A 12686-nucleotide genomic window follows, 5' to 3' on the forward strand; every position below is an offset into this window, starting at 1 on the left:
AGTTTTAGTGTGTTATTTGTAAAGTCCGAAAATCGGGCGTCCGAGGTTCGAAGTTTTAGTGTGCTATTTGTAAAGCCTGAAAGCCAGGAGTTTAAAGGTCTATTTTAATAATTAACATCATCTATCTCAGTCTTTAATCACTGACTAAATTAATTTAAAGATTTGATTAAAGCAGAAATCATGATCAAAATTTCTTCGCAAGATTGATAGTGTTTCTGAAATATTTCTTCTTCAATATAACCTCTTCTTATAGCAAGGTGTAAACAATTTACAACTTCTATATCTGACCTTAAAGCATAACCCAAAAATCTTTTAAATTCGGGATTACTTTGGCCAGTGCTTCCTTCGGCAATATTCATTGAAATCGAATCGGCAGCACGCTTAACCTGTGATATTAAAACATAAATCTCTTCTTTCGGAAAAGTTTTTGTCATTTTATCAATCTCGTCAGCTAAGTCTAAAGCTTTTTGCCAAACCTTAAGTTTTTCAAATTTGAAGGCCATAATGAGTCAGGAAGTTTTGGTCCGAGGTCAAAAGATAAAGTGAATTATATTGATAACTAATATAATAATATTTTAAATACTTTAATTTTTTCTGCTCTTTGACCTCCGTCTTCGGACTTCTGACCTCCGACTTTTCTAATCCCCGTCAATATATCTTTTCGTAATCGGCTGGTAAGAATCAATTCTTCTGTCTCTTAAAAAAGGCCAGTGTTTACGGAAGAAATCAGATTCTGATAAATTCAGTTCAACTACCTCGGTTTCTTCCTGATCATGAGAACCTAAATAAAGTATTTTGCCTTGTGCGTTTGTGGCGAAACTTCCACCCCAGAATTTCATGGCACCATCTTGCTCAAAGCCTACTCGGTTTACACTCACTACAGGTACACCGTTTGCAACCGCATGCGAACGTTGAATGGTTTGCCAGGCATTGTATTGATCTTGGTTGGTTTCTTCATCCTGATCGGTAGCCCAGCCAATTGCAGTTGGATAAAACATGATATCTGCACCCATTAACGCTGTAATACGCGAAGCTTCCGGGTACCATTGATCCCAACAGATCAGGATACCAATTTTAGCAAACTTGGTTTGAAAAACCTTGTAGCCTAAATCGCCAGGGGTGAAATAAAACTTTTCATAATAAGCCGGATCATCAGGAATATGCATTTTACGGTATTTACCTAAATATGAACCATCAGCATCTAAAACTGCAGTTGTATTGTGATATAAACCTTCAGCACGTTTCTCAAACAAGGAAGCGATAATTACCACACCCAATTCTTTGGCTACCACTTGTAAAGCATCAGTAGATGGTCCAGGAATAGCTTCAGCTAAATCGAAATTGTTGTAATCTTCAACATCGCAGAAATACAAAGAAGTAAAAAGCTCTTGCAAACACACAATCTGTGCCCCTTTTGCAGCCGCATCCCTTACTTTAGCAATCGCTTTATCTAAATTTTCTTGTTTATCTTTAGTACAACTCATTTGCACTAAGCCAACTTTTACTTTCTTCATGTTTTTTGAAATGAGAGAATGAGAGAATGATTAATTGAGAGAATGTTATTGTACTTTTAACCACATTCACTCATTCAAAAATTCATTCATTCAAAATTAGGCTGCAAAGTTACTATTTTGTTTAAAAGTAGAACGGCATAATGATGTAATTGTTTTTCTGTTTTTAGGAAAAGCAAAGGCAGCATTTCAAACGTTTGTCAGTCGGGCTATCCATTGTAGCTCCGATGAAAAATCGGAGGCTGCCATTCCTATCCCGTTTAGGTGCTATCGTGTGGACACATCTTTTGTTAATTCTATATTTGTTTTTAGTGCACATTCATTAAGGCGGTCGTCATGCTGAATTTTATTCAGCATCTTTTACACAACGAAAGCCAATAGTAGCTGCACGTTCATAACCCGGTGATACTCTTAATTGATTCTGGCGACGTACCAAAGGTTTTGCGCCTCCCTCAACATACCACCAACTTGCTTCTGGTTTAAAATAAGACCCGCCTTTCATAATAAATATTTTTGTGGTCCCTTGGAAATATTCATCATTTGTCATTTGCCAAATACAACCTGTAAGATCTTCAACTCCAAATTGATTTGCTCCTTGGGGATACTTCCCTACTGCTGTAGGAATCCCATTTCCTAAATTGCATTTTTCTCCTTTTTCATCAGGTATATTTCCCCATGGCCATAAACGACCATCAGAACCTTGAGCAGCATACAACCACTCTTTTTCAGTAGGTAAACGTTTTCCAGCCCAAGCTGCATAAGCCTTTGCATCTTCTAAGGCAACATAACATACAGGATAATTCTCTTGCCCTTGAGGTATTTCTCCATTTATCCAATGTTTTAGGTAGCTTTCACCATCTTTTGGTTTATAATTTGAAGCCTTTACAAAAGCTTGATATTGTTTGTTTGTCACAGGTTTTTTATCAATAAAATAACGTGGAAGTGTTACCTTTTTGGCGGTATCCTCAACAGGTTGTTTTGTAAACCAATGAAATTTTTGCTCTGCTTTAAAGACAAATGTACCTGAAGGAATTTCAGCCATTCCTTCAGGAGTTCTGGCTGCTTTTGGCGTTTTGGTTGACTCATGTAATAAACGTAAATACCCATAAGGGATGCCTACAATACAGTTGTCTATCACTTTATTGTTTTTATACAGTTCAATTTTGAAATTGCCCTCATATTGTCCAAAAACATCAAATAATTTTATTCGATTATTACCCGATTTTAATAATAATGGAGCTAAAGCCATTTGATCAACAGCTGTAATTTTAATTTCGCCTTCGCTCGCATTTACAAACAGTAAGTCATTTTGTCTCTCTAGTTTTACGTTCATATTTTGCGATTGATAATCTGTCTTATCAGCGGGTTCGCTAAATGGTCTATAAACTAGAACTGGTTCTTTTTTGGATCCTTTTACAATTAGTTCGTCAAGCAAAATATCATGGTCAAAAAGCTGAACAACAATGTCTCCTTGATAAGAAGCCAAATCTTTTTGTATGTTTAAATTATACTTTCCTACGGGTAGTGTTAAAGGCGTTTTATTATAAGCCGGAGAACCCTTCCATACCTTGATACTGCTTCCTTTTGAAGAATTAACGCTTAAATTATCATTCGTTTTTTTAGATTCAAGGAACTTAGGCAATTTTGCAATACAACCCACTTCCCCTTCAGCATTTGTTCCTTTATAAGCTGCATCAAATGAATCAATAGATGCCGAAATAAGCCATTTTCCACCATTCGAAACGGGTACTAATTCCTGATTATTCCACAAGTCAACAAAATGATATCCAGTTTCTGGAAGCACTTCAAATAATGGACCATTATGCCCTTTTGGATCAACAGAATAAATCGTGTATACTGTCTTATTGTTATTATCCCATTTATTTACCCAAATATCATCAACTGTTGTTGGAATAAGCGGACTGTAGTTTTTATCTTGAAAACAATTGTGATTGTTGCGCAACAACTGTGTCATGCGACCATAATAACTGTATAAGTCATGTACCCAATCCGTTTTTGGAGAAATATACAAATGCATTTCAGCTCCATACCCACTGAAGAAAGAAATAGACATATCTCTTTTAACTGTTGTAGTATCAAGAACAGCCTGACGCAAAATGGTAAAATCAGGTTTAATCAGTTTATTTAAATTCAGCATTGGAGGGTAAGATAATGCCGCATGTACACGACCTATAATACAATTTTGCATATCTCTAGGCACTGACATTCCTTCCGGAAAAATGACAAACCCTTTGCGCTGTGCATCTACAGCCTGTTGCATCTCTACTTTAGACTCACTTCGAGTGTCAAACATTGTCCCCCATAATTCTGCTTGTTTAACCACTTTGGCCAAACCATCAAATAAAGGTTCAATTCGAGTACTGTTATACATCTGGTTTGTCCCTGCGGGTAAATCCCAAGGCATAAAAGCTGTAAATAATTTGTTGTTGTATTTGTTGAGAGCCATTCGGGACTGATCTCTTACACCATCAATACCTTTTGGCAAACTTTTGAAAACATCAAACTGATTGCGTTGATCCATACCCACCATAGGCCATCCATGCCATAGAATAGTATAATCATCACCACCGTAAAGTTGTTTTATCTGCTTGTTGAAATCTTCGTACTGATAAGCCGTTTTGTCCGCATCGTAGAAATAACTATGCCATGCTGCTAAAAAATGTCCGGCATACACATTGCGAACCCATTTTAAATCCTCACGTTCGTACATCGAATTGTCAAATGTTCCTGGTTCTACATCATATAGCATACGATCTTGAAACATCAACCGTAAACCATCTTGCCAAGTACCAATATAATCCGCAAACCAAAGATTGAAAGTTACATCACCCTCAGGGTTCAATTTGGTTTCAAAACGTCTTACCTCACCATTACTTACACTACTTTTATCACGGCGCGATAATGCACAAAAACTATTTCCGTTATCACAATTGATTGTAGCAAAACCCAACTCCCAAGCATTATCCGGAACAATGACATTAACTGGCTTATAATTAGGCCGAAACAAATGGGTTCGTGACAATCCATCGTTACCAAATGCAGTAATATAGACATGTTTCTCCGACTCACCAAACGGAACGATATTACCTATACGAAGTGTATCCTTCCCTTCATTTACAAAGGTGATTTTAGCTTTAATACCCCATTTATCGGCCTTTTCAAAAGTATAATTGATTCGTAATTTATTACTGAACACCACCGAACCGTTTTCAGCTTTTCCCATAGTGGTACTGAAAGGCTTGTCGTTTACTAAAAATGAAACTAAAGGAATTTCATATCCTGGTGTTTGAAAACGATTCAGACTTTTAATTTCAAGTCCCTTATTTTTATTTTGTCCTAATTCTATTGATTTTAATGATTGTCCTTGTGTTTTTACACAACAAAACACAAACAAAAAGCTTATCGAATGTAGAATGATTTTCTTCATTGTTTATAGATTATTATTTTATTGTAGATCCAAATAAAAGTTGGTCAAAACCAAATTCTACTGCGTTTGTTCTACTTGGCGGAGCATTAATAACCTCAACGACAATCTTGTTTTCTCCTTTATTTAGCTTTATTAAGCCAAGGTTGATAGTCTTTAATCCCGCTTTATCTGATATTAAATCAGCAACAACACTTTTATTATTGAGTGTAAATTTGAATTTTCCAGAGTTGTTTGCAACAGTAAAGACAGCGCTTACTGGTAGCGTATATTTTGCTTTTGAAATAAATACAAGTTCTAATTTGTTACCTATTTTGGCATTGTACCAATCCACTATCATGTTATCTGCCCAACTGGTTTTTACATTATTATCATATGCAAATTCACCACCAGTGGCTTTCTTAAAAATCATACTTTCAGCCTGAATACTAAGTGGTTTAATTTCTTTATTGTACTCAATTTCAGGCGAAATAATGTCGGTACGCTTTATGGCAACAGGTCTTTTTGCACCTTCAACATCCGGTTTACTATTTGGATCTTTACAGTGGTTTTCTAGGTAATAAAAGCAAACAGAGGCATAATCAATTGTTGCACGTGTCCAATGCCACATTTCCATATCGAATTTAAAACTTCTCTCAAAAGGGATAGCATCAAGCGAGCGGTAACGTGAATTAACCGTATATCCAGGCACAAAATTTCCGCTTCCATCCGGTTGTGCAATAAACGGATGATTCACAATTTTTTCAGGACGACACCAAGCATAACCATAATAATCTTCAGTACCCGTACCAATATGTGATGGAAAATTTTCTCCATCTACATATATTTTTTCGTCTCCTTCACCCCACCATGCATAAACAGTATTAAATAGTGTAACAGCATCACCAACAAATACCCCCTTTCCAGAAAGAGTAACGTGATTCATATCGAATGGAGCTCCAGCTGTACCTGAATTGTTTTTCATTTCACCTGTTTTTAGATGATAGAAATCTTTCCAGTATGCCCCAAAATACATACTGTTTTCATCCCATTTCCAAGAACCAACTTCAATTTCTCCCTTGCTCACTTCAACATTTTGGTCTCCCAAGTTTATTACATTCACAGTGCAATTTTTTTCAAACGGCATTACCCACCACGCAGACAAAACGCCATCTTTATTAACCTCGGTATACCAAGTATTTATTTCTCTTATTTGATAACCTGTTCCAAAAAAATCTCCTACCGGACACCAAACAGAAGGAGATGCCTGTTTATTATCAACGCCATCATAAGTAACATTAAGAACTGTACTACGCAATGCTTGTTCTAGATTTTTTGCATTTAATTTAATACAGATTTTACGAATTGCTTTTGAGCCATAAAAAGAAATACTCAATTTATCATTGGGTTTAATTTTACCAATGAACTTATATTTTTCTGTTGGAACAGCAATTGTCTTTTTAAATTGAGACAATGTATTTTCAGTGGCAGTTGTTACTGCTTGCGTTTTATTCTTTTCGGATGGTGAATAGCTTGTTATATCTGTGCCATTCTCATACGTACGGTAATTTATATTATAATAAACGGCTTCACCACCGGTTTTTGCACCAGCATCTTTTATATTATCTGATTGATAGGTTACTTTACAATGTTTAGCATAAGGTATTGGAAAATATAAATTATGTCCTCTCGTTTCATATTTGGATAAATGAGAAACCGAAGTAGCTAACGGACTATTAGCCAACTTGTCCCCACTTAAAATATCCATCGCTCCTCCCTCAATAACAGGAATACTATCATTATCAATATAGATCCGTAGAATACCTTTGCCACAATCTTTTCCTGCAAATGTCATCCAAAACCTAACAATCGATCCCGGACCATCTGTATCCATCATTACATACTCCTTCTTGTTTCCTCGTGACTCCGTACGAATAAACATGGATCGATCCCAGTTCGCAAACCAACCTTCCTGGTTCGGAGAAACTGTAGCCCTGTCATAGCTGCTAAATTGAGCACAAGTATAATTCTGCTCCGGAAAATGCGCCAGATTATCTCTGTCAATCATTTCACCAAGTAAGCTATCAATGCTGATAATTTTATTTTCAGATAATGTTTTAAATGACATCACAACAAATAAAATAATCCCTATGAACAGAAGATATGATTTTTTCATTTAATATATTTTATAAGATGAGGAGCTTCAACCCCTTATTATTAAGTTTAATTATGTGATATATATTAAAAAATGGAATATGGAAATTTTTATTACGACGAAGGGGCAAAATGAAATTGCAATAAATCGTAATTCCCGTACTGAACGCGCTCTACTCTTATTATATGTATACCCTTTGTCAGCGTAATTTTTGCTTCGTGATAGTAATCTGCGTCATTCACTAATTTGGATAAATCATCTACATTAATTACTATTTTGTCGTCTACATAAATCTTTACAGCATAGGCAACCGAAATACCTATGGTATAATCACCCTTATATGATAAATTTATTTTGGTAGTGGCAACATCTACAAGATTATCAGTAGGCAGTTCATTATATGCTTTGTCATTGCGCCATAATCCCGGTTGTAACTCTTTGAATACTCCTGTCTTTATTGGTTTCTGTTGTAATATTTTTCGGTATACTTCCGGTTGTTTAATAGGATCATTAGTAGAATCTATTTTATACCATTGTAATTCCCAAGGAGTTTGCAGTTCAAATTTTTTATACGAAAAAACAACTGGTTTGTCTTCCGCATTCATCTCTCCTAATTCGGATATAAATTTTTCACCTGTATATTCCAAATCAATCATAATATCTGTAATAGGTTCTCCAACATCCGTTTTTTGAACTATAATTTGTGCTGGAATTGAGCCTTTATTTTTTGAAATAATTTTTACTCCTTTTGTATTTTTCAATTTCCATTTCCCTTTGGGGCCCATTACATCAAAATACATTTTGCCATCATTATCTGTCTTTGTCCACCAAAGGATTGGATAATTAAAATTATAAGGTCCCCACTCTGTCATCATCATCCATTTTCTTCCTTGTGGAAAATCTTTAGACAACCTAGCATCAATACCGCCTATCATTGGTTTAGGTGCAAACGATGAGATAATTGCAATATCACTAGTTGGGGCTGCTGATGCATCATTGTTGGTAAAAGTCATTTTTTCAACACCAACTCCAACATTCATCAACTTTTCATTTTCTGAAAAAAAATTATCTGTAACATTTAAGTGTTGTGTATTTCTGACAGAAAATACATTTTTGGAATGCTCAAAACTATTTTTAGTGATTTGATAATTCATACTATGAACATCCCTGTGTTTGTTGTAAGCAAAATTAGTGTCAATTTTTGCACTTGCCCATAAATTAATGGCTAGTCCTTCTCTTTGAAATCTGTTTTGTGAAATACTATTATTTTGACCATGTTCTATAGCAATTCCTTCCAAGTTGTCGGCAAAATTGTTGCCTATTATTTTCGTATCATAACTGTATCCGCCCCATATCCCATGCCAACAACCTTTTATAGTATTATTAATAATATTGTTTCGGCTGAAAGTGACTTCAACTCCATTGGTTGGTGCATAAGAAAAATCATTGCCATACAATAAATTGTCATTGCATCCTCCTGCGCCTGTATCTAAAGTTGTCTTACCAGGCCACATAAAAAATCCATCACCGGAATGCGTAACTGAATTATAAGCAAAAACATTGTTGTTGCACTGTTCAAACACTAAAATTCCTGCTGAATCCTGACCGCGATAATAAAAGCCTTCACTCATTCCCCGCACATTCCAATCTACTTTATTGTGCATTACCTTGTTGTCACTACTGCGGTAAAACCCAATCCCAATTCCTGAATTAAAAGAAAAATTATTATTGTAAATAGTTGCACTGTTACATGAAGTCATCATCAGTCCGCACTGACCGTTTGTGATTGTATTGTTAAAAATGGTTGCGTTATTGCAATTTTTTAAATAAATTCCTGCACCAAAACGGAGCCATTCATTATTTTCATTGTGATGATAACTTTGCCAATCGCTATAATCTTCACGTTCACGGGTGCTTTTCAAATGCTGGCGAAAGTTGTAACTAAAATCATTATGATCAAGCACTAAGACATCCGAATTCCTAGCCATAACTGCCACTTTATACCCTTTAATAATAGCATTTTTTAGCGTAACATGGTTTCCTTTTATGAAAATGGCTACACCTTTAAATTCATCGGGAAGTTCTTTATTATTATTACCGCGCAATTCTGCTCCGTTAAAATCAACAGTAATATTATTACCTTCCACCACAATAACCGAAGTAGACAAGGAAGAACTAGCCTCCAAAGTATAAACTCCCTTTTTAATCGTTATAGACTTTGTGATGTGCATACCCTTTGTCAGCGATAGAACAGTAGCCGATGCTGTAGCAAAAAACAAAGACAATAATGTGGTTACAGCAAAAATTCGACTAATGTATTTCATAAAAACATTAATTTTTATCGGATGATTTTAAAGATGATGGCCAAGATCTAAAAAAGTTAGTTTTTATTTTTGGTGTGCGCCTTTGTCTAGTTTGTTAGCTAATCTTATAGCTCCGTTATAATCCACAACATAATACCACCAGTTGTTTAATTTACCATCTTTTGGACTTACGCCTTTGAAATGAGGGATGTGAGTAAACCACCATTCCATATAACCGATATGACTGCATCCCCATTCACTACAATCAATAGTACGCGGATTTTCATCGGAAATATTTGGGAAAAAAGCCCAATTGTCAGCATAGGTATCCACCTTAGATTTATTAGCCCAATCATAGTCATGTTGCCCATTAGGCGGAAAATGAATGTTTCCAATATGTGCTTTTCCTGAATTGAACTTGTTATAGTTTTTCACATAACCTGCATAACGTTCCCAAGGTGTTAATTCGCTTATATTTGATTTTTTATCATAGTCCCACCAACCATATACTTTCATCATTGTTGATTCAAAACGATGACCATAACTTTCTAATGCACATGCTAAATCTCTTTCATAGTTTAAACCCATTACAGACAATAATTCTTTACAGTTTGTATTAGGAGTTGGCTCCGAATTTATAAAAAAGGCTCCTTCTCCCATCATGTTTGATTCAGCCATACCACCGTAAGGGAAACTCCATACCCATACTTCATTTATTTTTCCTGAATTGCGTTTCTTGTCAAAACCAAAATGTTCAACGAAAGCTTTATAATCAAAACCCGTTTCTTGTTCTTTCAGTGTTTTCCAATTAGGTTCTTGCATCAGTTCAATTACTCTCGCTTCAGTAAGTCTTTCACCTGATTTTTTTAAAAATGTAAAATATTCTTTTGTATCAATTAACTCAACTATTTGATAATCGATAGTTCCGCCACTCGTTTTTTCTAAAGTCGCTTCGTAATCCCTAGTTAATTGAAAAGGATCACTCCAAACACGTTTTTCATTACCAGGCGTTCTAAGCACTTCGTGCATTCTTTTTCCATTTATAATAGGATCTTGGATAACCACTGCAACTTTAACCACTATTTTATTTGCTTTGGGCAATGTTTGTTGATTTTGGGCTTTTAAATTAGATGCAAAAAGAAGTGTAACAAATCCAATTGTATAGATATATTTCATATATATATTAAAGTTTATTTTTTAATCATCACATGGTATTGCTTTTATTTAGCCCAACAGTTAAAAACTGTTGGGCCAAGTAATTACTACATATAATAGTGTACTAGTCTCCCAAAAAAAATCAGGCAGAATGTATTATATGTTTATTGAATATTAACCCATTGCCAAGTTTCGCCATCAGTCATGTTGATATAGGCACTGGTAAGGGTTCCACTTTGCAAGTTATTTGCAGATTTAGCAGAGAAATATAATTTTCCTCCACGTGGTTGACCCGTAGCTGGTACAGGAAAAATCTGTAAAAGTTCAGCATTGGTAAGTTTTAAAGAACCTGAAGCATCAGTTTGCTTGGTGAAATAAGAAGGCGCAATTACAGAACCATCGGCTGGATTTATTTTAGAAATCGCTACCGTTGCATTCGCACTTCGTTGTGCTTGATTTCCATTAATATAGACAATAACGTTCAGCGAAGGAGGAGTAACAGATAGAGTATCAAATTCCATATCTCGAGAACATGAAGATAAAAGCACCAATGTCAACGAAAACAAAATTATGCTATAGATTATTTTTTTCATATCGAATTTATTTAAAAGTGTTTTTATTAAAATAATTACATTGGCTTATTAGCTCCAAATGTGTATACTGGTTGTCCATGTGCAATAAGCTCTGGTGCAGGTATTGGGAATTGGAATACAGTTCCAGGCAATAATGTTCCATTACGACGTTTGTCGAAGAAACCTAATTGTGGCCATACCAGATCGCATTCTACGTAACGCTCGTAAAATATTTTATCTAATAAATCAGGGTCAGCGTCTGTTGCTGCAGGCAAATTACCTATTCCTACTCTTGAATTATTAACGTATCCTGAGGCTCCAGTTTGTCCAAGTCGTAATTTAGCTTCCGCCAAATACAAATCATTCTCTGCTTTTAAGAAATGATCTACAGATCCTGTTTCATTGAATACTACATCAAAATATCGCGTATATCTATATTCAGACATAATCCATGTTCCGAAACCAACACGAGTCGCACGACCAAAACCAAACCATTGTCCTAAATCATCAGAATCTGTAAAATATTTATTTAATCTAGCGTCTGGACAATTAGTGATAGGAGGCAAACGCTTTACACCATTAGGAAAAGGGTAAACTGAGTTTGGATCATTTGGAGCCATTAGGTGTAAAAGCCATTGACTTCCTCTAATATATTGTGCATTATGTAGCCAAAAATAGTTAGATCCTTCATCACGAGTCATTACTTTTCCTCTCCATCCCTGTTTGTATTGAACAGAAAAATTTTGTTGTAATCCATTATGTGCATACTGCGCTACTTTTGCCCAATCAGTTTGTGCATTTTCAGCTGGAGTACGTGCATTGTTTACCAAAAAACGAGCAGCCATAGAATTGGCAAACTGAAGAAGTGTTGCTTTATTAAAAGTCTGACCTGGTATTATTTCGCTATAATCACCATCTAAAGGGTCTCCTTGAATTATTTTAATTGCATTATCAAGTTGCCCCATTGCAAAAGCCATAACCTCTTTATACGATTTTGTATTTGCTTTATAATCAAATGTCAATGCATCATCTTTATCTGTAAACAAGTATGCCTTGTCATAAAGCAATGCAATATTACCATATAATAATGCTTGTATAATTAGATTATGAGCTTTAACGCGTTGTGTATAATCTATCCCATTTAAAATTATCTTATAAGAAGGATCTTTTAGTTTATTTGCCAAAACCATAGTGCTACCCACTGCTGTATAATAATTATACCAAGCGCCATAATTGATGATAATAACCGGGTCTGGTGTTATACCATTAAACAAGTCTCCACGTGGGCGAAACCACATAGTGCCTGATCCCCATGAACTTGTACCTGCCTGAAACAATTCTGCACAAGCAAAACCTATCGTAGGACTTGCAGCTATTGATCCATTATACCATGTATTATAACCATTGCTAAGCAAAGAGTAAGATTCTTTGGGAGCATACATAGCCGAAATATCTGGTAAATTTTCATTTTTTATATCAAGACTTTCAAAATCACGACAAGAAGTGAAATTGAATATGGCAATTATAGCCAATAGTACTGTAAGAATTTTTTTCATAATTATCTAA

General features: G+C 35.3%; 8 protein-coding genes. All 8 read right to left on the reverse strand.

The genetic code is table 11. The features are described 5' to 3' along the window. Positions 1-149 precede the first annotated feature (149 nt). Positions 150-503 (reverse strand): four helix bundle protein, encoded by a 354-nt coding sequence (locus tag AW17_RS16990; RefSeq protein WP_029278446.1) that lies wholly within the window; start codon positions 501-503, stop codon positions 150-152. Between the two features lie 135 nt (positions 504-638). Further along, complete coding sequence (locus AW17_RS16995; protein ID WP_029278447.1) at positions 639-1514, reverse strand: carbon-nitrogen hydrolase; 876 nt, start codon at positions 1512-1514, stop codon at positions 639-641. 343 nt (positions 1515-1857) lie between these two features. Beyond that, entirely contained in the window at positions 1858-4959 is a 3102-nt protein-coding gene (locus tag AW17_RS17000; protein WP_051691914.1) for a formylglycine-generating enzyme family protein, read from the reverse strand. Positions 4960-4972: 13 nt separating this feature from the next. Further along, positions 4973-7111 (reverse strand): glycoside hydrolase family 172 protein, encoded by a 2139-nt coding sequence (locus AW17_RS17005; protein WP_029278450.1) that lies wholly within the window; start codon positions 7109-7111, stop codon positions 4973-4975. Positions 7112-7203: 92 nt separating this feature from the next. Further along, entirely contained in the window at positions 7204-9414 is a 2211-nt protein-coding gene (locus tag AW17_RS17010; protein WP_029278452.1) for a right-handed parallel beta-helix repeat-containing protein, read from the reverse strand. Between the two features lie 63 nt (positions 9415-9477). Then, the gene (locus AW17_RS17015; RefSeq protein ID WP_029278453.1) at positions 9478-10569 is read right to left on the reverse strand and encodes a hypothetical protein; all 1092 of its coding nucleotides are present in this window, start codon (positions 10567-10569) and stop codon (positions 9478-9480) included. Positions 10570-10712: 143 nt separating this feature from the next. Next, positions 10713-11141 carry a hypothetical protein gene (locus tag AW17_RS17020; RefSeq protein WP_157280344.1) on the reverse strand — a complete coding sequence of 143 codons (429 nt, stop codon included), beginning with the start codon at positions 11139-11141 and terminating at the stop codon, positions 10713-10715. Positions 11142-11176: 35 nt separating this feature from the next. Further along, positions 11177-12676 carry a hypothetical protein gene (locus AW17_RS17025; protein WP_029278457.1) on the reverse strand — a complete coding sequence of 500 codons (1500 nt, stop codon included), beginning with the start codon at positions 12674-12676 and terminating at the stop codon, positions 11177-11179. Positions 12677-12686: the final 10 nt, after the last annotated feature.

The sequence above is a fragment of the Pedobacter borealis DSM 19626 genome (genome assembly GCF_000708285.2).
Classification (GTDB): Bacteria; Bacteroidota; Bacteroidia; order Sphingobacteriales; family Sphingobacteriaceae; genus Pedobacter; species Pedobacter borealis.